The 22,715-nt window shown below is 72.2% G+C and carries 26 protein-coding genes, 1 tRNA gene and 1 pseudogene; 11 read left to right on the forward strand and 17 right to left on the reverse strand.

The window, feature by feature from the left end; all coding sequences use genetic code 11:
• Nucleotides 1-123: 123 nt before the first annotated feature.
• Nucleotides 124-432, forward strand: a complete 309-nt coding sequence (locus tag CHC11_RS07005; RefSeq protein WP_089310742.1) for a type II toxin-antitoxin system VapB family antitoxin — start codon at nt 124-126, stop codon at nt 430-432.
• On the opposite strand, the gene CHC11_RS07010 is transcribed toward CHC11_RS07005, so the two are convergent.
• The 8 genes and pseudogenes from CHC11_RS07010 to upp form a co-directional block, all read right to left on the reverse strand.
• On the reverse strand, nt 433-1,680 hold the full coding sequence (locus CHC11_RS07010) for a CynX/NimT family MFS transporter (protein WP_089310743.1): 1,248 nt from the start codon (nt 1,678-1,680) through the stop codon (nt 433-435).
• Between the two features lie 165 nt (nt 1,681-1,845).
• A complete protein-coding gene (locus CHC11_RS07015) occupies nt 1,846-2,544 on the reverse strand; it encodes a FadR/GntR family transcriptional regulator (protein ID WP_089310744.1) in 699 nt (232 codons plus the stop codon).
• A gap of 226 nt (nt 2,545-2,770) precedes the next feature.
• Nucleotides 2,771-4,213, reverse strand: coding sequence for a helix-turn-helix domain-containing protein (locus CHC11_RS07020; RefSeq protein ID WP_089310745.1), 1,443 nt, complete (start codon nt 4,211-4,213; stop codon nt 2,771-2,773).
• A gap of 10 nt (nt 4,214-4,223) precedes the next feature.
• A complete protein-coding gene (locus CHC11_RS40095) occupies nt 4,224-4,619 on the reverse strand; it encodes a hypothetical protein (protein WP_143226958.1) in 396 nt (131 codons plus the stop codon).
• Nucleotides 4,620-4,850: 231 nt separating this feature from the next.
• Nucleotides 4,851-5,360: pseudogene (locus CHC11_RS07025) on the reverse strand (PH domain-containing protein); the annotation flags it as partial.
• Between the two features lie 7 nt (nt 5,361-5,367).
• On the reverse strand, nt 5,368-5,526 hold the full coding sequence (locus tag CHC11_RS41120) for a hypothetical protein (RefSeq protein WP_179278682.1): 159 nt from the start codon (nt 5,524-5,526) through the stop codon (nt 5,368-5,370).
• Nucleotides 5,527-5,628: 102 nt separating this feature from the next.
• Nucleotides 5,629-5,889 (reverse strand): hypothetical protein, encoded by a 261-nt coding sequence (locus CHC11_RS07030; RefSeq protein ID WP_089310747.1) that lies wholly within the window; start codon nt 5,887-5,889, stop codon nt 5,629-5,631.
• Between the two features lie 165 nt (nt 5,890-6,054).
• Nucleotides 6,055-6,693, reverse strand: a complete 639-nt coding sequence (upp, locus tag CHC11_RS07035; RefSeq protein WP_089310748.1) for a uracil phosphoribosyltransferase — start codon at nt 6,691-6,693, stop codon at nt 6,055-6,057.
• A 76-nt stretch (nt 6,694-6,769) separates the two neighbouring features.
• Here upp and CHC11_RS07040 point away from each other — a divergent pair, with 76 nt between their 5' ends.
• Together CHC11_RS07040 and CHC11_RS07045 are read left to right on the forward strand one after the other, a co-directional pair.
• Entirely contained in the window at nt 6,770-7,096 is a 327-nt protein-coding gene (locus CHC11_RS07040; protein WP_089310749.1) for a hypothetical protein, read from the forward strand.
• 154 nt (nt 7,097-7,250) lie between these two features.
• Entirely contained in the window at nt 7,251-7,736 is a 486-nt protein-coding gene (locus CHC11_RS07045; RefSeq protein WP_089310750.1) for a tRNA adenosine deaminase-associated protein, read from the forward strand.
• 24 nt (nt 7,737-7,760) lie between these two features.
• Here the strand turns inward: CHC11_RS07045 and CHC11_RS07050 are convergent, their stop codons facing one another.
• Nucleotides 7,761-9,080, reverse strand: coding sequence for an alkaline phosphatase family protein (locus CHC11_RS07050; RefSeq protein ID WP_089310751.1), 1,320 nt, complete (start codon nt 9,078-9,080; stop codon nt 7,761-7,763).
• Nucleotides 9,081-9,266: 186 nt separating this feature from the next.
• On the opposite strand from CHC11_RS07050, the gene CHC11_RS07055 reads away from it, so the two are divergent.
• The 3 genes from CHC11_RS07055 (at nt 9,267) to CHC11_RS07065 (ending at nt 10,274) form a co-directional block, all read left to right on the forward strand.
• Nucleotides 9,267-9,704: a tRNA adenosine deaminase-associated protein gene (locus tag CHC11_RS07055; protein WP_089310752.1), complete on the forward strand. Its 438-nt coding sequence runs from the start codon at nt 9,267-9,269 to the stop codon at nt 9,702-9,704.
• 37 nt (nt 9,705-9,741) lie between these two features.
• Nucleotides 9,742-10,179 (forward strand): tRNA adenosine(34) deaminase TadA, encoded by a 438-nt coding sequence (tadA, locus tag CHC11_RS07060; RefSeq protein ID WP_089311082.1) that lies wholly within the window; start codon nt 9,742-9,744, stop codon nt 10,177-10,179.
• Between the two features lie 10 nt (nt 10,180-10,189).
• Nucleotides 10,190-10,274 (forward strand) — tRNA-Ser (locus CHC11_RS07065).
• A 282-nt stretch (nt 10,275-10,556) separates the two neighbouring features.
• On the opposite strand, the gene CHC11_RS07070 is transcribed toward CHC11_RS07065, so the two are convergent.
• Nucleotides 10,557-11,432, reverse strand: coding sequence for an EamA family transporter (locus tag CHC11_RS07070; protein WP_089310753.1), 876 nt, complete (start codon nt 11,430-11,432; stop codon nt 10,557-10,559).
• Complete coding sequence (locus CHC11_RS07075; protein WP_245918837.1) at nt 11,432-12,103, reverse strand: B3/B4 domain-containing protein; 672 nt, start codon at nt 12,101-12,103, stop codon at nt 11,432-11,434. Before CHC11_RS07075 ends, CHC11_RS07070 begins: the two co-directional genes overlap by 1 nt.
• A gap of 320 nt (nt 12,104-12,423) precedes the next feature.
• Here CHC11_RS07075 and CHC11_RS07080 point away from each other — a divergent pair, with 320 nt between their 5' ends.
• The gene (locus tag CHC11_RS07080) at nt 12,424-12,987 is read left to right on the forward strand and encodes a helix-turn-helix domain-containing protein (protein ID WP_089310755.1); all 564 of its coding nucleotides are present in this window, start codon (nt 12,424-12,426) and stop codon (nt 12,985-12,987) included.
• Nucleotides 12,988-13,251: 264 nt separating this feature from the next.
• Here the strand turns inward: CHC11_RS07080 and dnaN are convergent, their stop codons facing one another.
• The 3 genes from dnaN to CHC11_RS07095 all read right to left on the reverse strand — a co-directional run bounded on the left by dnaN (nt 13,252) and on the right by CHC11_RS07095 (nt 16,464).
• Complete coding sequence (gene dnaN / locus CHC11_RS07085; RefSeq protein ID WP_089310756.1) at nt 13,252-14,397, reverse strand: DNA polymerase III subunit beta; 1,146 nt, start codon at nt 14,395-14,397, stop codon at nt 13,252-13,254.
• Between the two features lie 74 nt (nt 14,398-14,471).
• Nucleotides 14,472-14,981, reverse strand: coding sequence for a methylated-DNA--[protein]-cysteine S-methyltransferase (locus CHC11_RS07090; RefSeq protein ID WP_089310757.1), 510 nt, complete (start codon nt 14,979-14,981; stop codon nt 14,472-14,474).
• 10 nt (nt 14,982-14,991) lie between these two features.
• On the reverse strand, nt 14,992-16,464 hold the full coding sequence (locus CHC11_RS07095) for an AlkA N-terminal domain-containing protein (protein WP_089310758.1): 1,473 nt from the start codon (nt 16,462-16,464) through the stop codon (nt 14,992-14,994).
• A 178-nt stretch (nt 16,465-16,642) separates the two neighbouring features.
• Here CHC11_RS07095 and CHC11_RS07100 point away from each other — a divergent pair, with 178 nt between their 5' ends.
• Nucleotides 16,643-17,005 carry a nuclear transport factor 2 family protein gene (locus tag CHC11_RS07100; protein ID WP_089310759.1) on the forward strand — a complete coding sequence of 121 codons (363 nt, stop codon included), beginning with the start codon at nt 16,643-16,645 and terminating at the stop codon, nt 17,003-17,005.
• Between the two features lie 70 nt (nt 17,006-17,075).
• Here the strand turns inward: CHC11_RS07100 and CHC11_RS07105 are convergent, their stop codons facing one another.
• On the reverse strand, nt 17,076-17,831 hold the full coding sequence (locus tag CHC11_RS07105) for an SDR family NAD(P)-dependent oxidoreductase (protein WP_089310760.1): 756 nt from the start codon (nt 17,829-17,831) through the stop codon (nt 17,076-17,078).
• 9 nt (nt 17,832-17,840) lie between these two features.
• Nucleotides 17,841-19,229, reverse strand: coding sequence for an MFS transporter (locus CHC11_RS07110; RefSeq protein WP_089310761.1), 1,389 nt, complete (start codon nt 19,227-19,229; stop codon nt 17,841-17,843).
• A gap of 245 nt (nt 19,230-19,474) precedes the next feature.
• Between CHC11_RS07110 and CHC11_RS07115 the strand changes: the two genes are divergently transcribed.
• Both CHC11_RS07115 and CHC11_RS07120 read left to right on the forward strand, forming a co-directional pair.
• On the forward strand, nt 19,475-20,125 hold the full coding sequence (locus CHC11_RS07115; RefSeq protein ID WP_218825961.1) for a DUF4097 family beta strand repeat-containing protein: 651 nt from the start codon (nt 19,475-19,477) through the stop codon (nt 20,123-20,125).
• A 205-nt stretch (nt 20,126-20,330) separates the two neighbouring features.
• The gene (locus tag CHC11_RS07120) at nt 20,331-21,188 is read left to right on the forward strand and encodes a helix-turn-helix transcriptional regulator (protein WP_089310763.1); all 858 of its coding nucleotides are present in this window, start codon (nt 20,331-20,333) and stop codon (nt 21,186-21,188) included.
• 16 nt (nt 21,189-21,204) lie between these two features.
• Here the strand turns inward: CHC11_RS07120 and CHC11_RS07125 are convergent, their stop codons facing one another.
• Entirely contained in the window at nt 21,205-21,549 is a 345-nt protein-coding gene (locus CHC11_RS07125; RefSeq protein WP_089310764.1) for a YrdB family protein, read from the reverse strand.
• Nucleotides 21,550-21,593: 44 nt separating this feature from the next.
• Here CHC11_RS07125 and CHC11_RS07130 point away from each other — a divergent pair, with 44 nt between their 5' ends.
• Nucleotides 21,594-22,715 carry a methyltransferase gene (locus CHC11_RS07130; protein WP_245918840.1) on the forward strand — a complete coding sequence of 374 codons (1,122 nt, stop codon included), beginning with the start codon at nt 21,594-21,596 and terminating at the stop codon, nt 22,713-22,715.

Consider the following 22,715-nt stretch of genomic DNA (forward strand, 5'->3'; position numbering starts at 1 on the left):
TTCCGGTACTAAGTCACGGTCGGGATGAGCTGGGCGGTAACTGGTTTACCGAATCCGGAAAGCAGAGTGACGCATGTTGTTGCGCGCCTTCTCCGCGCACTGGCGAGCCCGTAGACTCGAAGGGTGATCTTCAAGGCGGTGGGTGAGGGAAGGCCCTATCCAGAGCACGGTTTCTCGTCCCGGGACTGGGCCAAGATCCCCCCTCGCCAGATCCGCCTCGACCAGCTCGTCAGCACCAAGCGGGAGATGGATCTCCACTCGCTGCTGTCGAAGGACTCCACGTTCTACGGCGACCTGTTCCCCCACGTGGTCCAGTGGCAGGGCGAGCTCTACCTGGAGGACGGCCTGCACCGGGCACTCCGGGCGGCCCTGCACCAGCGGCTCGTCGTGCACGCGCGCGTCCTCGACCTGGACGCCGTCGACATGACCTGATCAGCGGGTACGGGCGGGCTCCGGCGCCGGGAGGGCCTTCGGCTCGACCAGCGGCGCCGCCGGGTGGGCCGCGCGGACGAACCCGGGGCGCGCGGCCAGCAGTCCGACCACGACCTCGGGGACCACCAGGACGAGCAGCAGGGCCAATGGCACGTTCCAGCCGCCCGTGGCATCGTGCAGGACGCCAACCGCGAGCGGGCCGGTTCCGGCGAGGAGGTAGCCGCCCGTCTGCGCCATCCCCGACAGGCTCGCGGCTGCGGACGGGGTCGGCGAGCGGAGGCTGAGCAGCGTGAAGGCCAGCGGGAACGCGCTGCCGGTGCCGATGCCGAGGATCACGACCCACGCCCACCCGGGGGCGAGCAGCAGCCCGACCAGGCCGACGACCATCGTGGCCGCGACGGCGACGACGAGGGGGCGCTGGTCGCGCAGGCGGGCGGCGAACACCGGCACCAGGAAGCCCAGCGGGATCCCGACGATCATCATGGTGGAGACCATCATCCCGGCGGTCGCGGCCGGGTAACCGGCGTCGCGCATGACCTCGGGAAGCCACGACAGGAGCACGTAGAACATCAGCGACGCCAGGCCCATGAACGCGGCGACGAACCAGGCCGTCGGGGAGCGCAGCAGCGATCCCCCGGCGCGCGGGACGGTGACCGGCGGCGTCGGAGCGCGGCGGCCGCGCAGGGCGATCGGACCCCACACGAGGGCGGCGACCAGCGACGGGACGGCCCAGACGGCGAGCGCGAGGCGCCAGCCGCCCGCCTCCTCCAGCGGCACCGCGAGGCCCGCGGCGATCGCGCCGCTGGCCGCCATCAGCATCATCGCGAGCCCGGTCAGCGAGCCCAGGCGGGACGGGAACGCGCGCTTGATCACGGCCGGCATGAGGACGTTGCCCATCGCGATCCCCGCCCCGGCCAGGACCGTTCCAAAGAACAGCGAGACCGGGGACTGCACCACCCGCAGCACGATCCCCGTCGTGATCATGACGAGGGAGCCGGCGATCGCGGTCTCGGTCCCGAACCGCCGCGCGACGGCCGGCGCGACGGCCGCGAACACGCCCAGGCACAGCACCGGGAGCGTGGTGAGGACGCCGGCCTCCGCGCCCGACAGCCCGAACGCGTCCCGCAGGTCGCCGAGCACGGGCGAGATCCCCGTGATCGCGGCGCGCAGGTTGATCGTCAGCAGCACCAGGCCGACGAGCGACCATGCGGCCGCGGCCCGGGAACCTGGAGTCGTGGAGCTGTTCATGTCACCTTCGTTGTTTCGGTCGCTTCGAGCGCAGGTTCTGCTGCGTCGAGCTGGTTCTGCTGCGTTCCGGTGCCCGTGCCTGCCGGTCGCCGGGCACCCCGACGGCCGCCCCGTGAGGTGGGCGGGTCACGCCCCCGGTCATGGTGCGGGCTTGTGCTTACCGCGCTAGGTCTCCTGCGGAGCCGTTCCGGACAGGGGGACGGTCGAGGCGAGGATCTGGTCGAGACACGCGTGGGTCGCCCGGGTGGCGGCGTCGGCGTCCCCCGCCTCGATGGCCGCGGCAATGGGGCCGTGCGGGACGTCGGCGTGTGCGAGCAGGCTCCCGGCCGCGCCGATGCTGGCCCGGAGCGCCGCGCTGAAGTCGCGGTACAGGTCCGTCAGGACGCGGTTGTGGGTGGCCTCGACGACGGCGGTGTGGAATTCGAGGTCCGCCTCGACGAACGCCGAGTGCTCGCCCGCCGCCCATGCCGCGTCCCGGCGCGCGAGCGCGACCGCGATGGCGGCGATGTCGGCGTCCGTGCGCCGGGTGGCGGCGAGCCTGGCCGCCTCCACCTCGAACCCCCGCCGGACCTCCAGGATCTCGACGAGTTCCGCGGTCTCCAGCCGCCGCCGGACGGCTCCGGACAGCTCGCTCGTCGCGCGCACGTACGTCCCGTCGCCCTGGCGGCTCTCCAGGAGCCCCGCGTGGGTCAGCGCCCGCACCGCCTCCCGGACGGTGTTGCGCCCGACCCCGAGCGTCTCCGACAGCACCGGCTCCGGCGGGATCTTGGCGCCCACCGGCCACCCGCCCCCGGTGATCTCGCCCCTGAGCTGGTCGATCACCTGGTCGACCAGTGACGACCGCCGTGCCGTCCGCAGAGTCACCCGAACCTCCAGTCAACCAGTCATCCCATGTCTGGATGATACGACATCCATGACCCCCGGGCTATTCCGGCCCCACCGCCATGGGGTTCGTGGAGGCGCCCGGCGGAGCCGATCCCGCAGGTCACGGCTCCACGATCGACGAACGTGTGCGATGCGACACCCAGACGGCAGGGCGAGGCGGCACGCGCTCATCGCGGCCGCCCCGCCTTTCCCGCGAGCGAGCGATCTAGTGCCGGGCGCTCAGGGCGACGCGGTTGAAGACCGACAGGCCGGCCGCCTCCAGGGCCTGGCGGTAGGCGGTGGCGGCGTTGTCGGGAGACTCGATCAGTTCGTAGAGTTCGCCGAGCTCCCGGTAGAGGTGCGCCGCGGGACGGCCCTCGGGAAGGGTCGCCAGTTGTTCCGAGGCGGCGCGAAGGACGACCTGGGCGGCCGAGGTGTTGCCCTGGGCCACCCGCGCACGAGCCAGGACCAGGCGGGCCAGAACGGTCTTCTGGGTGCGGACGCCCTGCTCGTTGGCGGGCTGAGGCGTCATGGTGTGTCCGCTCTCGGGGGCGGACAAGGCCATGCCGGTGTCCAGGAACTGTTCGAGCGCGGCGATCGCCTCGTCCAGGTCGCCGACGAGGACGAGGGCGCGGGCCTTGGCGATGGTGCCTTCGGTGGCCTCGGCGTCGTCGAGACCGGTGGCGTCCCGGAGGAGTGTGAGCGCCTCCTGGGCCGCTTCGCGGGTCCCTTCCTGACGCGGGCGCTCGAACCCGTACTCACCGGGCGGCGCAGCGCCGGGCGCCGCGGCGGCGGAGAACGGCTCGACACCCCTGAGCAGCGCCTTGGCTCCGGCGAGGGCGAGGCGTGCGTGGGCCTTCATGGGGGTCGTGTCCGTACGCGCGGCAAGGGCCTGGTCGGCGAAGTACAGGGAGTCGCCGACCGCCCCCTCGTCCAGCGCCCGCATGCTGGCGCGCTGGTAGTGGACGCTCAGCGGATCGGCGGCACCGGCCCCCTCGGGGTGCAGGAGGCGCCGCCCGAGTTCGTGGGCGCGAACGGGATCGGAGCGATCCACATAGGCGAGCAGCAGGATGCGTCCGGCCTCGGTGTACTCGTGGCCGGCGTGGAGGCCGAGCCGCTCCAGCCGTTCGAGGGCCCGCTCGCCCAGCGCGACGGCCTGCCCCAGGTCGCCGACGGTGTGGTACGACCGGGCCAGCGCGATCACCGGGGGCAGCCAGCTCGCCCGGCCCGGGTCGCGCTCGGCCTGCTCGCGCAGCTCCTCGAACAGCTCGATCGCGCGGTCGGTGCGGCCCAGTTCCTCAAGGGCGCGGGCGCGGCCCAGGCGGGCGCGGGCCGTGAGGTCGGGGTCGTCGCTGCGGGCGATCACCTCGTCGAACCCGGCCTCGGCCGTGGCGGGGTCGCCGCGCAGCAGCGCCAGATGGGCGTGGCGCTCCCGCACCTCGAGATGGGCGCGCTGCTCCGGCTCGACGCCCTCCGCGAGGTACTCGGGAGTGCAGCCGAGACGCTCGGCCAGCATCCGCAGGACGGTCGGCGTCGGCGTGCGCTTGCCCGACTCGATCAAAGAGATGTAGCTGTCGGAAAGGTCGTGACCGGCGAGTTGTGCCTGCGACAAGCGTCTGGTCAGCCGCAGGTTGCGGACACGTTCGCCGACGTTGCCTGGACCCGGCATGTGGACTCACTTAGCGGAAGTAAACAGGCGGCTGGGGTGCCGACATGATTGCACATTGCGGGTTATCACACATCGAGAGCAAGGAAGCGGCAGGAGAAGAGAGCGGCCGGAAGGCCCGCGCGAGCGGCGCTTCGGCAAGATTCGCCGGTTCGCGCCGGCGGGCCTTCCCGTCGATCGCGACGTCTGTCATTCGCCGACGGTATCCGACGGTCCCGGCAAGATCGCAGAGACCGCCGATATTGATCAGCCCACCGCGCTTTCCGGCCAGTACCGGACGGCCGGCCGCGCGTTCCGCGAGGTTGGGACCGCTCCCAGCGGTATCGGCCGGTGCAACTCGCGGATCGCCGGGTCCCCGTGGTCCGGCGGTGCGGTCGCCGATGTTCCGGTGCGTCAGGCCGTCCTGCATGGTCTCAGATCACCACGAGGGCCTCTTCGGCACCCCCTGCGGCAACAGGAAAGCCGGGCACCGCGGTGCCCGGCTTCCAGCGTCAGGAACGTCGCAGAGCTAGATCTCCCCGTCGGGGTCGTCGCCCTTGGGCAGCGTGGCGGTGGGAGCGTCCTGCGCGTCGGCGTCTTCCGGCGGACGGGGCCGGCGCGGCGGCGGGGGCGGGGGGAGCGCCTCCTCGGGAGCCGGGTTCTTGTTCGGGAAGATCATTTCGCAGACTTCGAGGTAGAGCTGCTCGGGGTAGGGCAGGAAGGGCACGTTCGTGAGGGCCTGGTCCTGGCCGGCGGACTCCAGGACGAACTCCCCGTATCCGAGCATGCGGCCCGCGATCGTCCGCTTGAAGCTCATGTCGGTGACCTTGGCCAGCGGCATCATCGCGACCTTGCGGGTGATGAGGCCGGTGGTGAGCAGCATCCGCTGGTTGGTGATGACGAAGTAGTCGACGGACCACTCCGCGACCCGCCACACGAACCAGGCGAGCAGGATAAGCCAGCCCCACCAGACCCAGCTGAAGACCGAGCCGCCGTTCTCGGCGAGCGTCTGGCTCAGCAGGCCCGCGAGGATGAGGCCGCCGAGCAGGAGGCCGACCGGGACCATCAGCACGGCCGGATGGCGCCGCACCGTGATCACCTGGTTCTCGTGGGGGAGCAGGTACTTGTTGACGGACGCCGGCGCGGAGTCGCCGGGAGTGACGAGTCTCATGCCGGCCTCAGGCGAGCGAGTTGACGAAGGTGGCGAGGGAGTCCGCCGCGGTGGAGATGCCCGTTGCCGCGTTGTCCACCGATTTGGCCGCCCCGTCCGGCTGCGTGATGATGTAGAACGCCACGAAGGCCATGGCGGCCCACGTGATGTACTTCTTGGCCGGCACAGCTGCCTCCCGGAGCGTTGACCCACGGACCCCGGTTTCAGTTTCGCACAGCCCACACGGGCGGCAAAGCAGCGCGACGGCGCGCGGCGCCCGCTTTGCGGGTCAGGGCGCGTTGTCCAGCGAGGAGCGGCGCGCCTTGCGGCGCCTCTCGGCCGCGACCGTCGCCAGCACCTCCAGATGCCGGCGCGCTATCCGCTCCACGAGGTCGGGCGGGGCCGATCCGGTCACCTCCTCGGCGCCGTAGCGCGCGGCCGCGACGCACCGTTCCACCGTGTCGGTGCCGTGGACGTCGTGGAACTCCTCGGTGAGCCGTTCTGCGATCTCGGTGTAGCGCGGCAGGTCGCCGTCCCCTGGGTGAGCCATCATGTGTCCCCGAAGCTCGCTCGCGCCGCCCGGTCCGTGACGGTCCCCTGTGCCGGGACGGCGGAGGGGAACGCGCGCTCGCGTTCCGTAGAGGTGGTGGTACCCCCTGCCGTCGGGATCGAACATCGCAGGTCACGCCGGGGAAACGGACTCCTGCCGGAGGGGTTAGACGACGCCGTAGAGCCGGTCCCCCGCGTCGCCGAGGCCGGGCATGATGAAGCCCTGCTCGTTGAGGTGGGAGTCGATCGCGGCCGTGACCACCTTGATGGGCGCCGAGATGTCGGAGAACGCCTGCTCCAGGTACTTCAGCCCCTCGGGCGCGGCGAGGAGGCAGAGCGCCGTGACGTCGTCGGCGCCGCGCTCGAACAGCAGCCGGATGGCGGCCGCGAGCGTCCCGCCGGTCGCGAGCATCGGGTCGAGGACGTAGCACTGCCGCCCGGACAGGTCGTCCGGCAGCCGCGTCGCGTAGGTCTGGGCCTGCAGGGTGCCCTCGTCCCGGATCATCCCGAGGAAGCCGACCTCGGCGGTGGGCAGCAGCCGCGTCATCCCGTCCAGCATCCCGAGGCCGGCGCGCAGGATCGGCACGACGAGCGGCTTCGGGCTCGCCAGCTGGACGCCTTCCGCCGGGACCAGGGGCGTCTGCACCGTGGCCTCGGCGACCCTGACGTCGCGGGTCGCCTCGTAGGCGAGCAGGGTGACCAGTTCGTCGGCCAGGCGGCGGAACGTGGGGGAGTCGGTGCGGACGTCCCGAAGTGTGGTGAGCTTGTGCGCGACGAGCGGGTGGTCGACGGCGAGGGTCTGCATGCGATCACGGTAGCCCAACCCGCGGGGCGGTCCGGGGCGCCAGGATAGGTCGCCGCTGAGCGGGCAGGATGGCCTTATGAACAGCGAGAGCGATCAGCAGCCGAGCGGCTCGCGGGCCCGGGAATCCGCGCCCGATCCGCCCGCTCCCGCCCCGGCTCCCGGCAGCGAGCCCCCGGCGCCCGACTTCGCGGTGACCGAAGTCACAGCCGAGGGCGCCGAGCGGCGTCCCGGGCCCCAGGGCGACATATCCCCCGAGCAGGTACGCGAGCACCTGCGCCGCAGGGCGCTCTTCCTGCGCGAACTCGCCGAGGCCCGCGAGCTGCGCCGGCGCGTGACGCCGCACCGTTCCCGCCGCGCGCGGATCCACGCGGCACTTCGGCGCCGCACCTTCCGCATCAATTGATCCGGATCGGTTAGGTTCATGCCGCCGGGCACCGTGATCGGCGCTGACTCCCGGCCTCACCTCCGGGTGCGGCGGCGAGTTTGGTGGTGGGGCACGCGAGCGCGCGCCGCATCTGCGACCATGCCCTGGCAGGAGACGTGCCGGTGGGGTGGAAATGACGGATGTGGACGCGACGGACTTCGCCGTTGTGGTGTATCGCGAAGACGTGGGCTGGGAGGCCGAGATCCTTCCGGTCGCGCTGACCGAGGACCTCGCGGGGCTGATCCATGCCCTGCGGCAGCAGCCGAGCCTCGGCGGCACGGTCGGGCTGGTCTCGGTCGGCGACGACTTCTTCGTCGCGATCCGCCTGCTCGGCGACGAGGTCATGGTGTTCCTGTCGGACGTCACCGCCTCGGTCGACTGGCCGCTCGCCCGCCAGGTGCTGGACTACCTGGACATCCCGGTCCCGGACGAGGAGGAGCTCGACCAGGTCCTCCCGGTGGGCGACATGTCGATCTTCGCCGACCTCGGGCTGGACGAGATGGAGCTCGGCGCGATCTCCGGCGACCTGGAGCTCTACCCGGACGAGATGCTCCTCAGCATCGCCGGCCGCATCGGTTTCGCCCCGGCCTTCGAACGCGCCCTCGACGCCGTCCCCTGACCCGCCCGCCGCCATGCGCGGCGGTCAGCGGGGGAAGCCGCTGCGCCGGGCGTAGGCGCTCAGACCCGCCCAGTCGTCGCCGGTGTGGCTGTGCTGCGGGTCGAGGCAGCCGAGGCTGATCGGGCGCTTCGCGTCGTAGCGGGGCGCGTGCGGGTCGGGCGGGTCGGCGAAGTTCAGGACCTCGGCGATGTTGCGGGCCGCGGCGTCCCGCACGGTCAGCGGCTCCAGGCCCCACCGCCACTCGATCGCCTTCAGGACGGACGTGTGGTCGTACACCTCGTGCGCGACGGCCCCGCGCCGCGCCCGCGGGGAGATCAGCAGGCAGGGGACGCGGAAGCCGCGCAGCCCGGTGCCGAGGTCGGGCCGCGGGTCGGGCCCCTCCGGCGGCGGCACGTGGTCGAAGAACCCGCCCCACTCGTCGTAGTTGATCACCAGCAGCGTGCGCGGCCAGTTCGGCGAGGTGACGAGCGCGGTGTAGACCTCGTTGAGGAACGCCTGGCCGAAGCGGATGTCGGCGAGCGGGTGCTCGTCCTCGGACATGCCGGGCAGGAACAGCTCGCCGAGGAAGCCGGGCTCGACGAAGCTGACCGCGGGCAGCCGCCCGTCGCGGGCGTCGGCGCGGAACTCGGCGATGTTCCGGCTGATGTCGAGATGCCGCAGGCCCCACAGCGCGGTGAACGGCACGTCGCTGAAGTAGTACCGGCAGGAGATCCCCCTGGCCTTCAGCCGGTCCCAGATCGTGGTGGTCTCGGAGATCGTCAGCGAGTTGGAGATCCGGTCGGTCTGCCCGGCGTGCTGGAAGATCCGGTTGGGGAACGTGGACGACATGATCGCCGGGAAGTAGCGGTCGCAGACCGTCCAGTCCAGGGCGGCGCGGCCGTGGAAGCCGAGGTCGGGGCCCTCGTAGTAGCCGATGGAGAACACGTCGTTGTCGCCGGCGCGCAGCCACCCGTCGCACTCGCCGTCGTTGTACTCGGTTCGCCCGCCCTGGTAGGAGTGGTCGGGGTCGCTGAAGCCGCACCCCCACGGCACCTTCAGGTGGTGGGTCTCGTGCGCGTTGCCGCCGGCGTCGGTGAAGGTGAGCCCGGCCTGGCGGCCGTCGGCGCCGGGCAGCCAGCCCATGTAGTGGTCGAAGGACCGGTTCTCCATCATCACCACGACGATGTGGTCGATGCCGGACTCCTCCGGATCGGGCAGTCCGGCGACGGGGGCGCGCCGGGCGGCGGCCAGCTCGGCCGCGTGGGCCTGGGCGGACGACCCGGAGGCGGCACCCGCCGCGATGATCGCCGCGGCGCCCGCCGTCCCGGCCAGAAACCCGCGCCTGCTGAGTTCGTCGGCGCCCATGGCACTCCTCCCGGGATGGCGATCGCTGAGCAGTATGCGGACTCGCATGACCCCGGGGAAGGACGCCGGGCGTCCGTCACCGGACAAGAACGCGAAGTTTATTCACAACCGCTTCCGGGCACCCGGCAGCCGATTCCCGCGCACGGGGGGTGTGAGCGGGCAGACCGTTTGGGTCACAATAAGCAGGTGTCCTACTTCGCCGCCGTGTTCGCACAGACCCCCCAGGGCTGGGTCGGAACCGAGGCCGTGCTCGACGAGGCGGAGAGCGTCGACGACGTCGCCGACCTGATGCGGGAGGCCGCCGTCGAGTCCTACGGTGACCCGGTCGTCCTGCTGGTCGAGCAGGACGACGACTGGTTCGCGATCGTCCGGCTCGACCGCGACGACGAGCCGCGCCCCTACATCTCCGCCGTCCGCGAGGACGGACTCGGCTCGCTCTTCCAGCAGCTCGTCGGCGAGGTGCCGGACGGCGACGCGGCGGGCGACGCGGCCCTGCTGGAAGACCTCGGGATCGACGCCAGGCGGCTCGGCGAACTCGGCGAGCGCGCCCTGCCCGGCGACGCGCTCCTCGCCGTCGCCGAGAAGGCCGGATTCGGCGAGGAGTTCGACCACCTCCGTGACTGACGCGCGCGATCCGGTCGTCGCGACGTTCCGGCCGGCGATGCTCAGGGCCCTCGACGCGGCCCGCGAGGCGGCCGCGGACGGCGAGATCCCGGTCGGCGCCGTCGTTCTGGACGCGTCCGGCGAGATCATCGGAACGGGCCGCAACGAGCGCGAGCGGACCGCCGACCCGACCGGCCACGCGGAGATCGTCGCGATGCGGCGGGCGGCGGCGGCCCTCGGCGGGTGGCGGCTGTCCGGATGCACGCTCGTCGTGACGCTGGAGCCGTGCACGATGTGCGCGGGGGCGTCCGTCCAGGCCCGGCTGGACCGCGTGGTCTATGGTGCGGTCGACCCGAAGGCGGGCGCGGTCGGGTCGCTGTGGGACGTCGTCCGCGACCGGCGCCTCAACCACCGCCCCGAGGTGATCGCCGAGGTGATGGCCGAGGAGTGCGCCGCCCCGCTAATCGAGTTCTTCGCGCGCCGCAGAGTCGGGTAGGCTCTCCCGCGGTGGTGTCGCCTAGTGGACGAGGGCGCACGCCTCGAAAGCGTGTGAAGTGCAAGCTTCCGTGGGTTCGAATCCCACCACCACCGCCGCCACGAAGGCCGCCGCCCGCCCGGGCCGGCGGCTTTCGCGCTTTCCGGGCGCCTCTCAGCCCGTCGCGGGCCCCCTGCCCCCTCCCCGCCAGAGCGGGATGCGGGACGGCCGGAAGGCGGTGCGGGCTCGCTCCGGGGCCGGCGCGGGCCCGCCTGGAACAGCAGCACGGAGAGTTAGCCCGATATGAGGATCGCGTCTGCTCCTGAAGGGGGCCACCCGGGCAATGGGAACATCGACTACAGGTCGGCTCCGCTCGATACGAGGCGGACGAGGATTCCTCAGCCGACCGTGACGAGTGCCACGCCGGCTATGGCGACGGCCATGCCGACGCGTTGGACGGCCCGCAGGCGCTCGCTGTACGCGACTCTCGCCAGCAGGACGGTGATCGCCGGGTAGAGGGACGTGAGGACGGCCGCGAGGCTGAGCATGCCGTTGTGGACCGCGAGGAAGTACAGCACGTTCGCCCCCGCGTCCAGGCTGCCGGACAGCAGCGCCAGCACGATCAGTGTCCGTCCGGACAGCTTCGGACCCGCGTTGCCGCCGCGGGCCGCCAGGAACAGCAGCACGATGCCCACGATGGCGAGGTTGCCGAGGCGGGCGCCGACGATCGGCCAGAGCCCGGTGCCGTCCCCCGCCTCGTTCAGCAGGACGAAGAAGACACCGAAGCAGCTGCCGGACAGGCCGGCCATCACCGGGCCCGAGTCCAGGAACCGCCGTCCGGCCGCGCCCGCGGCGGGCTCCTTCTCGCCGCCGGCCTCCATGCTGACCAGGCCGATCGCGACGAGGCAGAGCAGGACGCCGAGCAGGACGGAGGCGTCAAGCCGCTCGCCCTGGGCGACGCCCACGGCGACCGGTATCACGGCCGCGGCCAGCGCCGACACCGGCGCCACCACGCTCATCGGCCCCCGCGCGAGGGCCCGGTAGAACGCGATCAGCCCGCCGCCGCCGCAGAGGCCGGCCGCGAAACCCCACGCCATCGGGCCGGGGCTCACGTCCCCGCCGGTGAGCAGCGCCGACACCAGCACGACCGCCAGCCCGATCGGAACGCACCAGGTCAGCACTCTGATCGCGGTCGATCCGCGGGTCGCGGTGCCGCCGAGGAAGTCGGCGACCCCGTAGGCGAGGGCGGCGGCCAGGGCGAGAACCGTGACCATCACCGCCCGCCGATCAGCCTGGTCTCGATCCGGACGCCGGGCGAGATCGTCCGCAGCCGCTCCGCGAGCCGGTCGCCGGCCTCGGCCAGCCGGTCGAGGGGGTACGGCTCAAGGCGTTCGAGGAGGAACAGGCCGTTCGTCGTGGTCTCCGTCAGCCGCGTCCGGACGCACTGGCGCCAGTTCCAGCGCCGGCAGGTGACGCCCTGGTCGTCCCGCCAGACGACCTCGCCGGGGTTCGGGTGCTCGACCGCGGGTTCGCCGCCGGCGACCACGTCGAACGGCTCGTCACCGGTGGCCCTGGCCAGCCGCGCCGGGCCCCGGTAGGCGTCCAGGTCCTCACCGCCGATGGGCAGCGCGTACTCGACGCTCACCGCGTTGTAGGCGTCCACGACCCTGTTGACGGACGGGAGCGCGTCGGCGCGGCGCAGTAGCGCGTCCACCGAGGGCCGGGTGCGCTGCGGCTTGGCCCCGAACGCCCGGTAGGCCTCGCGCCACGCCTCGACGTGCGGGTCGCCGGCGTCCGCCGCCTTCGCCGCCTCGGCCAGCCATCCCTCGCCGGCCTCGTCGCTCGGGCCGTTCTCCATCCCCTCGGCGGTCATGACGAGCACGGCGAAGTCGGGACGCAGCTCCCGCACGGCCTCGTCCACCACGATCCGCTCCAGCATCCTCATCCTCCGCACGGTCACTTTAATGACATTCACATATCATCATACCGACCGTCGGTGGCGGTCCCCAAGCGATGCAACCTCCTGCGGTCCGTATTCCAGCCCTCGTGCACCCCTGTGCTTGATCTACTCCAGGAGGTCGGCTGAAGCCTCGGCGATGTCCCGGCCGGCGCTGAGGTGCGGTCGAGGCGCGTTCGGCGACGTCTCGGCGGCACATGGTCCGGCCGCACTCCGCGTGGCTGATGTGGGAGCGCGCGACGTTGACGTGCCTCGGGAGTGCGGGAGACTGGCGGACGGCGGACCGGAGCGAGGCGGCTGGAGGGCGCTTGAGCGGGCAGGAGGCGATCGGCGAGGCCGTGGCGCGGACGGTGCGGGCGCTGCGGGCCGGGCACGGGTGGAGCCTGGACGAGCTCGCCGGGCGCGCCGGGGTGAGCAAGGGCGTGCTGGTCGGGCTGGAGCAGGGGCGCGGCAACCCGAACCTGGGGACGCTCATCCGGATCTCCGACGCGCTCGGGGTCCCGCTGACCCGGCTCGTGCAGGTCGAGGAGGAGCCACCCGTGCGGCTGTTCCGGCCTGAGCGGCACGTGGTGCTGTGGCAGGGCGAGCACGGCGGAACGGGAACGCTGCTGGCCGGGAGCGACCCGCGGCCGTCGCTGGAGCTGTGGAACTGGGTGCTCCAGCCCCGCGAGACGCGCGAGAGCGACGCGCACGTACCGGGCACCAAGGAGATCGTGTACGTCCAGGAGGGCGTGCTCACCCTGGGTGTGGACGGCCGGACAGACCTCGTCGGGGCCGGCACGGCCGCCGTCTTCGTAGGCGACCGCCCCCACTCCTACGGCAACGCGGGGGAAGAGGAAGTCCGCTTCATCCTGGCCGTCCTCGACCTCTGACCAGCTCTGCGCACGCGGGTGAGAACCGGCGGGCACCTGCGGTCAGGGCCGGACGCGCGGACCGGGGCAGCGCGCGGCCGGTCGGGGCCGCGGTGCCCGTGGACGGGGCTGGGCGTGCGACTCGGGCATCGGCGCGCCGGTGGGAGCTGGGACGTAGGCCAGGGCGGACGCGCGTGCGGGCCGAGCGTGAAGCGGGGCCGAGCGTGTGCAGGCGGTTTCGGGTGGCAGCGCACGGGTCGGGCCGAGCGGGCGGGATCGGGTGGGCTAGCCGGTCAGGCGGACGGGCATGGCCAGGTAGCGGTAGCCGGTGTCGGTGTTCTCGGGGTCGGGCTCGTCGTCCTTCTTGTCGGGGATGGCGGTGAGGAGGGCGGCCTTGGTGGGGCCGGTGCATTCGAGGCGGGCGTACTCGGTGTCGATGCCCGCCAGGCCGTCCAGCAGGTACTGGGGGGCGAACGCGATGTCGATGTCGTCGCCGTCGAGGCGGGCGCCGACGCTCTCGTTGGCGCGGGCCGAGTCGCCGGTGGCGGCGCGGATGCGGACCTCGTCGGCGGTGAAGGCCAGCCGGATCGGGGTACCGCGCTCGGTGACGAGGGCGGCGCGCTTGATCGCCTCGACGAAGGGGGCCACCTGGATCTCGGCGACCGACGTCCAGGTGCCGGTGAGCCGGGACCGGTAGTTGATGTACTGGTCGTCGAGGAGGCGGCTGGTCATGCTGCGGCCGCCGCCGGAGATGCCGATGAGGGTGTCGGCGGTGCCGCCGAGGCAGATGGAGACGTCCGCGCCGCGCTTGATCGCCTTGGCGGTGTCGGCGAGGGTGCGGGCGGGGACGACGACGCCGGCGGTGAAGTCGGGCTCCTCGGGGGACCAGGTCAGCTCGCGGGCGGCGATGCGGTACCGGTCGGTGCAGGCGAGCCACATCGTGTCGCCCTCGATGTCGATCCGGACGCCGGTGAGCATGGGCAGGGTGTCGTCGCGTCCGGCGGCGGGGGTGACCTGCGCGACGGCGGCGGCGAACAGGTCGCCGGGGACGGTGCCGGCGCGGGCGGGCGGCTCGGGGAGGGTGGGGTAGTCCTCGACGGGCAGCGTCAGGAGGCCGAACTCGGCGGGGCCGCAGCGGACGACGACCTCGGAGCCCTTGGTGAAGACGTCCACCGGCTGGTTCGGGAGGTTGCGCACGATGTCGGACAGCAGCCGCCCGGGGACGAGGGCGCGGCCCGGCTCCGCCACGGCCGCCTCGTCGGTGGCGTGGGCGGACACCTCGTAGTCGAACGCGCCGAGGGTGAGGCCGCCCTGCTCGGTGACCTCGATGAGCATGCCCGCGAGGACGGGGAGCGCGGGGCGCGACGGCAGCGTCCGCGCGGCCCACGCCACCGCGTCGGCGAACGTCGGGCGCTCGACTCGGAACTCCACTTGATCAGCCCTTCTCGGGGTGGACGGCCGTCACGAGCACGGTAACCCGGGGCTCCGACATTCCTCCACGTGGGTCAGAAGAGCGCGTTCTCGGTGGCCCTGAGCTTGCGCTCGAAGTCGAGGAGGTAGCGCTTGCGGTCGAGGCCGCCGCCGTAGCCGGTGAGGGAGCCGGTGGAGCCGACGACGCGGTGGCAGGGGACGATGACGCCGACCGGGTTGCGTCCGTTGGCGAGGCCGACCGCGCGGGACGCGGTGGGGCTGCCGATCTCGACGGCGAGTTCGCCGTAGGTGACGGTCTGGCCGTAGGGGATCTCCTGTAGCGCGGCCCAGACGCGCTCCTGGAAGGGCGTTCCGTGGAGGCGGAGCGGGAGGTCGAACTCGGTCAGTTCGCCTGCGAAGTACGCGGTGAGTTGTTCGGCGACGGTCGCGAAGGGCTGGTCTTCGGGGTCGCCAGGGGCGCCGAAGGTCTCCTCGGACGGACGGTGCCGTTGCATCTCCATGTAGAGCCCGGACAGAGCGCCGTCGGTGGCGACCAAGGTGAGCGGGCCTACGACGCTTTCTATGACGACGTGCGTTGTATCCACAGCGGTTCCTTCAGTTCGCGGGAAGCAGGTTGATGGCGTGGTCGAGGGTGGCCCAGAGGTACTGGACCGAGTAGGCGCGCCACGGTCGCCATTGTGCGGCGCGCCGGGTGAGCGCCGCAGGGGTGACGGGAAGTTCGAGCATTGCGGCGGCGGCCCTGATGCCCAGGTCGCCGGGGATGAACGCGTCCGGGTCACCGAGGGCGCGCATCGCGATGGTCTCGACGGTCCACGGACCGAAGCCGGGTAGGGCGGACAAGCGCGCGCGGGCCTCGTCCCAGTCGCTTCCCACGCCGAGGTCGATCTGCCCCTGGGCGAGGGCGTCGACAAGGGTGGTGAGGGTCGTGCGGCGGGTCTTGGGGAAAGCGAGGGACTCCGGGTCGAGTTCGGCAAGGGCGGAGGGGGTCGGGAAGAGGTGCGTCAGCCCGCCGCCTGGGTCGTCGATGGGGTCGCCGTAGGCGGTGACCAGGCGTGCCGCGTGAGTTCGTGCCGCGGCCGTCGAGACCTGCTGGCCCAGGACGGCACGGACGGCGAACTCGGGGGCGTCCACGGTGCGGGGCACGCGGCGCCCGGGGGCCTTGTCGACGAGCGGGGCGAGGACGGGGTCGGTGCGGAGGATGTCGTCCACGGCGACGGGATCGGCGTCCAGGTCGAGCATCCAGCGGCAGCGGCTGATCGCGATGGGGAGGTCGCGCAGGTCGCTGAGGTTGAGCGTGCAGGCGACGTGGTCCGGCTGGGGTCGCAGGGTGGCGACGCCGTGCCCGTGGGGCAGCCGCATGGCGCGCCGGAACGCGCCGTCCCGCCACTCCTCGACGCCGGGGACGGCGGTGGCGGCGAGGTGCCCGAACAGGTTGTCCGGGCACAGCGGGGCCCGGAACGGCAGCCGCAGCGACAGGACACCGGACCCGGCGGGCGGATGTCCCTTGGCGACGCGGTCGCGCAGGGCGGACGGGGTGAGCGCGAACACCTCGCGGACGGTGTCGTTGAAGGCGCGGATGCTGGCGAACCCCGCCGCGAACGCCACGTCTCCCATGGGGAGGGGCGTCGTCTCGATGAGGAGCCGCGCGGTCTGCGCGCGCTGGGCTCGTGCCAGGGCGAGCGGGCCCGCGCCCAGTTCGGCGTTGAGTTGGCGCTCTATCTGCCGCGTGCTGTAGCCGAGCCGTGCCGCGAGGCCGGGAACCCCCTCCCGGTCGACGACGCCGTCGGCGATGAGGCGCATGGCCCGGGCGACGACGTCCGCGCGGTGGTTCCATTCCGGGGAGCCTGGGGACGTGTCGGGACGGCACCGTTTGCAGGCCCGGAATCCGGCCTGCTGGGCGGCGGCAGCGCTCGGGTAGAAGCGCATGTTCTCCGGCTTGGGCGGCACCACGGGGCAACTCGGACGGCAGTAGATCCCGGTGGTCACGACCCCGGTGAAGAACCATCCGTCGAAGCGGGCGTCCTTCGACTGGACGGCCCGCACGCACCTTTCCACGTCCTCGTGCATGCCTCCAGCATCACCGATGGTCAGGGGTCTTGACTGGCAGGAATCCGACATTATCGTCGCGGCCCAGGTCACCGGATGCACGGGCATGACGTCCCAGGTAATCGATCTTCCGCCGCGGACCCGGCAGCGTAGAGGTCATCGGGGCGACGAACCCGAACATCCAGATGGGAGTCACGACATGAGCGATGTGCAGCAGCGGGTCGAGCGCTACCTGGCCGTGTGGAACGAGACCGACCCGGCCGCGCGGCGTGCCGCGATCGACGAGCTGTGGACGGAGAGCCCGGTCTACGTCGACCCGCTCGGCGTGGCGGAGGGGCGCGACGCGATCGACGCGTTCGTCGGCGCCGCGCAGCAGCAGTTCCCCGGCCTGGTGTTCCGTGCGGCGGGGACGGTTGACGCCCACCACAACGTGGCCCGCTTCACCTGGGAGCTCGGCCCGGAGGGCGGGGAGGCGATCGTGGTCGGCTTCGACGTGGCGACGTTCGACGACGACGGCCGGTTCGACCGGGTGACCGGGTTCCTCGACAAGGTGCCGGCCTGACCCGGGCTGTGCCGGCCCGTACCGCCGGGGGGCGGCGTGCCGGACGCCCGTGACGTCCGGCACGCCCCGTTCACAGTTGCCGCAGCGCTCCCCCGTCCACGGACCATTCGGCACCGGTGACTTGGGTGGCCAACGGTGACAGCAGGAAAGTGATGACCCGTGCGACGTCCTGGGGCGTGCCCAGGCGTCCGGTGGGGAGCCGCCGTTCGTCCTGGACGAATCGCTGGATCGCCTCCTCCACCGGTAGGCCGTACTGGTCGGCCAACTGGTCGGCGAACCCTCCGGGCTCGTCCCACAGGCGCGTGCGGGTCGGGCCGGGCATGACGACATTGGAGCGGACCCCGCAGGGCCCGAACTCCCCCGCCAGCGTCTTGGACACCGACAGCAGCGCCGTCTTGGACGCCGCATAGTCGACCAGTGGCGTATCGGGAAAACGTGCGGCCTCGCTTGCGACGTGCACGACGCTCCCCGCCCCCTGGTCGATGAGTGCGGGCAGCGCGGCACGGGCCATGCGCACGGCCGCGTGCAGGTTCAGCTCGAACGTCGCGTGCCATTGGGCGTCGGTGACGTCGAGGAACCCGATCCGGGATTCCAGGGCGCCCGCGTTGTTGACGAGGCCGTCCAGGCGTCCGTGCCGCTCCAGCGCGACGTCCACGACGTGCTGCGCGGCGTCGGGACGGGTGAGGTCGGCGGCCACGTCGACGGGGGAGCGCGCCACCCCGACGACCTGGGCGCCCTCGCGGGCCAGGAGTGCCGCGGTCGCCTCGCCGATCCCGGCTGACGCGCCGGTCACGATGTAGACCCTGCCTTCGAGTTCGAGATCCATGCCGGTCCCCTACCTGCGGCGCAGGAACGACCCGGCGAGGGCCGCGCCCGCGAGGACGATCGCGACGTTCACGGCCGTCGCCATGTGGACGCCGCCGAGGACGGACGCGTTCGCCGTGGCCACCGCGCTCATCACGGGGATGCCGAGGGTGATCGCGACCTGCTGCGTCATCGTGGCGAGACCGGTCGCGAGGCCCTGCTCGCGGTCCGGCAGCCCGGACGTCGCGATCCCCATGAACGCGACGATCGCGACGAGGTTCCCGAACCCCCCGATCGCGGTGGCGGCGAGCAGCAGCCCGAGGGCTCCGCGTGACTCCCCGAGGCCCAGCAGCGCGGCGGTGGCCACGGCCTGCAGGACGAGTCCGGACACCAGCGTGGCCGGGCCGCCGAGGCGCCGCATGACGCGGGGCGCGGCGACGCCTCCGGCGAACGTCCCGGCGCCGAGGACGCCGAGCGCCAGCCCGGTCGCCAGCGGCGAGAAGCCCAGGACCTTCTGGAGGTAGAGCGTCATCAGGAACACCAGCGACGTCTCCGTGGCAAACGCGACGAAACCGCCCACGTTTCCCCACGTGACGGTGCGCCGGGTGAGGACGTTCAGCGGCGCGAGCGGAGCCGGGGACCGCCGCTCGACCAGGATGAACGCGGTGAGCAGGACCGCGGCGGCGACCAGTGCGCCGAGCGCGGCGGGGGAGCCCCATCCGGTCGAGCCGGCGGACGTGATCCCGTAGACGAGGGCCAGGAGGCCGCCGGTCACGGTCACCGCGCCGGGAACGTCCAGCCTCGCCCTGTCCCGGGACCGGCTCTCCGCGACCACGGCGGGCGTGACCGCGAAGATCAGCACCGCCACCGGCACGTTGACCAGGAAGGCCCAGCGCCAGCTCAGCAGGTCGGTCAGCACCCCGCCGAGGACCGCGCCGACGGTGAACCCGGCCGACATCAGCGCGCCGCTGAGCCCGAGCGCCCGCGTCCGCAGCGCCCCCTCCGGAAAGGACGTGGTGAGCAGCGACAGGGCGGCCGGTGTGGCGATCGCCGTGGCCAGGCCCTGAAGGACGCGTCCGGTGAGCAGCATCGCCGGTGCGGTGGCCAGCCCGCCGACCAGCGAACCTACGGCCAGGAGCGCCATGCCCGCGAGCAGCATCCGGCGCCGTCCGAACAGGTCGGCCACGCGACCGAACAGCAACGTGAATCCGGCGGCGGGGAGGGCGAACGCCGTGGCGATCCACTGGAGTTGGTCCAGTCCGAAGCCCAGCCCTCTGCCGACGATGGGCATCGCCACGTTCAGGATGGAGAAGTCGATGGCGAGCATGAACTGCGCGCCGAGCAGGAGGGTCAGAACGAGCTTGTGCCGTGACGACATCCGCTCTGGAGGAGCGGACACGGCGGTGGTGAGTGCGGTCATGGCAGAGACCCTCGCTGCTCTGGACGCGCCTACCCAGTCCCCGCTCGTTCGTACCACTCCCAGTAGCAGGCTCAGCGACCTGGGAGTGAGAGCCAACTTGGCTCCCTGGCGTGACGGCCTTCCGGTGTCCGTCTCCTTAGGCTCAGCAGCGTTCAGCCAAACCGACCAGGAGGATTGCCGTGCGTGGCAAAGTTTTCGCCCTCGCCATAGCCGCAGTCAGCGTGACCTCACTCAGTGCATGCGACGTGGCATTCGCTTCCACCTACGAGGACGACGCCACGCTGAAGGGCAAAATCACCGCTGTGCGAATCGACCACATCGACTCCGGCAGTGTGACGCTTCACGGTGGCTCGTCCAAGACGTCCCTGCACCGCAAGGTCAAGCACCGCGGTGACAAGCCGGAGGGGCCCAGCTACCGGATCGAGAACGGTGTCCTGACGCTGCGCGGCTGCGGCTCCGACTGCTCGGTGAGCTACACGGTCGAGCTTCCGGCGGGCCTCCCCGTGTCCGGCGGCACCTCGAACGGCTCCATCACCCTGTCAAAGGTGGGCAAGGTGGACGTGTCCACCAATTCAGGCTCCGTCCGCCTGGACGGGGCCGCGGGGCCGATCAAGGTCAGGACGGACAACGGCGAGATCCGGGGGAGCGGCCTCAAGGGCGGCGTCGACGCCGAGACGGACAACGGCGACGTCACCCTGACACCCGGTTCGCCGCAGGACGTCCGCGCGAAGACGGACAACGGCGAGGTCTCTGTCACCATGCCCGCAGGGCGCTACCGCGTGAGCACGCACACCGGCGACGGGGACCGGCGGCTCGGCATCCCGAACGACCCTTCCGCCAAGTACCGGCTCGACGTCAGCACCAGCAACGGCGACATCACCACCTGGGCGGCCTGACCCACCGGTCCTCAGGACCAGTGCGTTCAGGCGGGTGACGGCGTACTGCCGCATCCTCTCGTCGTCCAGGGAGTCGGGGACGTCGCGAGCCTGCTCGCACCTGGCGATGGCCTCGCCGGCCCGACCGAGGTCGTCGACCGCCTCCGCGGCACGGGCGGCGCGCCCGAACAGGCCGCGCGAGCCGGTCCCGGATAGCCTCGGCTGCATGGCGCGCAACGGCGAACTCGGCGAGTTCCTCAGGTCGCGGCGGGCGCGGCTGCGGCCCGCGGACGCCGGCCTGCCCTCGTACGGGACGCGGCGGCGTGTACCCGGCCTGCGGCGCGAGGAGCTGGCACAACTCGCCGGGGTCAGCGTCGCGTACTACATCAGGCTGGAGCAGGGGACGGCCGACGGCGTGTCCACCGAGGTCCTGGACGCGATCTCGCGCGCGCTGCGGCTGGACGGCGACGAGCACGCCCACCTGCACCGGCTCGCCCACCCACCGCGCCGCGCGCCCGCCTCCGCGCCTCCGCGCCTGCGGGCCCCGCTGCAGCACCTGCTCGACTCGTTCACGCACGCGCCCGCGTACGTCGTGGGGCACTACACGAACGTGGTCGCCTGGAACCGGCTCACCGCCGCCGTCTTCGTCGACCTGGCGAACGTCCCGCCGGACGAGCGGACCTGGTCGCACCAGATCCACCTGAACCCCGACTACAAGGCCCGGCTCGGCGACAACTGGCAGACGGTGGCCCGCCGCAACGCCGCCTACCTGCGCTTCCGTTCCGGTCAGGACCCGGACGACCCGCACCTGCGCGCGGTCATCGACTGCCTGCGGGAGCGGAGCCCGGAGTTCGGGCGCCTGTGGTCGGCGCACCATGTCACGGATCTGACGCACGGCGAGGCCCGCATCGACCATCCCGAGGTGGGACGGCTCGTCCTTCCGTTCGAGACCCTGCACCTTCCCGGCGACCCCGACCTCAGCCGCCTCATGCTCTACGCGGCCGCACCGGGCTCGTCCTCAGAGGCGGCCCTGCACAAGCTGGCCGAGGCGTCCGCACACCTCTCCAGCGCCGACCTCGCCTGACGCGGCCCGTACCGGCTCACTTGGCGGCCGCACGGAAGTGGGCGTCACGGTCGGCCGTCGCCAGGGCGGTGTTGAGCAGGGCGATCACCGCGAAGGCGACGGCCGACGTGGCGTGGCCGACACCGTGGAGGGCGAGCGCGCCCGCACCGAACACGGCCGCCTTCACCAGCAGGACGAGCGGCAGCGCGATCGCGAACCGGGCCCGCGGCGCGGCGAACAGGCCCCACAGGACGATCGCGGCAGCGGGTGCCCCGAGCCCGAGCACGACGTTGACCAGCACGTTCCCGCCCGTCGTGAAGCCCCACCAGGCGAGCGCGGCGATGGCGACGAGTTCCAGCAGGAAGGCGAGGCCCTCGTTCATGGCATGAAATGGCCCAGGTAGACGCACGCCGATACGGTACCTCCGTGGACGAGATCTCCTGGCGGGAGGACGGCCGGGACCATCGCGTCCGCTGGCGGTCGGAGAGCGGCGCGCCGCCGCCCCGCCGCATCGTGGTCGCCGACGACGAGACGCGCGCGGACGACGCCTACCGCCTGGCGTGCGAGGGCACCGCGCTGCTGTGGCGCGGCGACTTCCAGAACGCGCGGCAGCTCCTCAAGGCCATGGCGCGCCGGATCGACCGCCCCCCACGGCGGCGCAGGCACAAGCCCGAACCGGACCGCGCGCAGGCGTTCCACCTGTACCGGCAGGCACGCGCCCAGCGCGCGCGGACGCTCGGCATGCTGCTCATACCGTTCGACCCCGGTCACGTGGTTCCGCTACGGCGAGCACCGGACGTCCAGGAAGCCTGTACGGAGGCCTACGGGACGGGCGACCAGCCCTACATCACCTCACTGCGTGAACTGCTCGGCCTGATCGGCGCACACGAATGGCGTGAGAAGGGCGTCCCGATCCCTGCGCTGGGCAGCGACCGCATTCACCCGCACTACGGCGTCTTCTCACCGATCAGGGGCGAATACGTAGACCTGGTGGGCGAGGCACCGCTTCCACCAACGAAAACGGCGTTCGACATAGGAACCGGTACCGGCGTCCTTGCAGCGGTGCTGGCTCGTCGTGGCATCGAGCACGTCGTCGCCACCGATCAGGACCCGCGTGCACTGGCGTGCGCCCAGGAGAACGTCGACCGTCTGGGGGTGCACGTCGAAGTCATGCAAGCCGACCTCTTCCCGGACGGACGCGCCGGTCTAGCGGTCTGCAACCCGCCCTGGGTTCCGGCCAAACCGAGCACCCCCCTGGAACACGCCGTTTACGATCCGGGCAGCCGGATGCTGCGCGGTTTCCTGTCCGGCCTCGCCGACCACCTCGAACCGGGCGGGGAGGGCTGGCTGATCCTGTCCGACCTGGCCGAACACCTGGGCCTCCGCACGCGGGACGAGCTCCTGGAGATGATCGCCTCGTCCGGTCTGCGGGTCGCGGGCAGGCTCGACACCGCACCGCGCCACCCGCGCGCCGCCGATCCCGACGACCCCCTCCACGCGGCCCGCGCCGCCGAGACCACGTCCCTGTGGCGGCTCACCGCCGAATGA

Source organism: Actinomadura mexicana (genome assembly GCF_900188105.1).
In the GTDB taxonomy this organism is placed as follows: Bacteria; Actinomycetota; Actinomycetes; order Streptosporangiales; family Streptosporangiaceae; genus Spirillospora; species Spirillospora mexicana.

Coding starts and splice junctions, on each gene's coding strand:
- CHC11_RS07075 (WP_245918837.1), bottom strand. CDS start 12,103: ATGAGGATGCTGGAGCGGATCGTGGTGGACGAGGCCGTGCGGGAGCTG.
- CHC11_RS07070 (WP_089310753.1), bottom strand. CDS start 11,432: ATGGTCACGGTTCTCGCCCTGGCCGCCGCCCTCGCCTACGGGGTCGCC.
- CHC11_RS07120 (WP_089310763.1), top strand. CDS start 20,331: ATGGCGCGCAACGGCGAACTCGGCGAGTTCCTCAGGTCGCGGCGGGCG.
- CHC11_RS07110 (WP_089310761.1), bottom strand. CDS start 19,229: ATGACCGCACTCACCACCGCCGTGTCCGCTCCTCCAGAGCGGATGTCG.
- CHC11_RS07105 (WP_089310760.1), bottom strand. CDS start 17,831: ATGGATCTCGAACTCGAAGGCAGGGTCTACATCGTGACCGGCGCGTCA.
- CHC11_RS07030 (WP_089310747.1), bottom strand. CDS start 5,889: ATGGCTCACCCAGGGGACGGCGACCTGCCGCGCTACACCGAGATCGCA.
- CHC11_RS07020 (WP_089310745.1), bottom strand. CDS start 4,213: ATGCCGGGTCCAGGCAACGTCGGCGAACGTGTCCGCAACCTGCGGCTG.
- CHC11_RS07100 (WP_089310759.1), top strand. CDS start 16,643: ATGAGCGATGTGCAGCAGCGGGTCGAGCGCTACCTGGCCGTGTGGAAC.
- CHC11_RS07010 (WP_089310743.1), bottom strand. CDS start 1,680: ATGAACAGCTCCACGACTCCAGGTTCCCGGGCCGCGGCCGCATGGTCG.
- CHC11_RS07040 (WP_089310749.1), top strand. CDS start 6,770: ATGAACAGCGAGAGCGATCAGCAGCCGAGCGGCTCGCGGGCCCGGGAA.
- CHC11_RS40095 (WP_143226958.1), bottom strand. CDS start 4,619: ATGCAGGACGGCCTGACGCACCGGAACATCGGCGACCGCACCGCCGGA.
- CHC11_RS07125 (WP_089310764.1), bottom strand. CDS start 21,549: ATGAACGAGGGCCTCGCCTTCCTGCTGGAACTCGTCGCCATCGCCGCG.
- CHC11_RS07050 (WP_089310751.1), bottom strand. CDS start 9,080: ATGGGCGCCGACGAACTCAGCAGGCGCGGGTTTCTGGCCGGGACGGCG.
- CHC11_RS07095 (WP_089310758.1), bottom strand. CDS start 16,464: ATGCACGAGGACGTGGAAAGGTGCGTGCGGGCCGTCCAGTCGAAGGAC.
- tadA (WP_089311082.1), top strand. CDS start 9,742: ATGCTCAGGGCCCTCGACGCGGCCCGCGAGGCGGCCGCGGACGGCGAG.
- CHC11_RS07045 (WP_089310750.1), top strand. CDS start 7,251: ATGACGGATGTGGACGCGACGGACTTCGCCGTTGTGGTGTATCGCGAA.
- upp (WP_089310748.1), bottom strand. CDS start 6,693: ATGCAGACCCTCGCCGTCGACCACCCGCTCGTCGCGCACAAGCTCACC.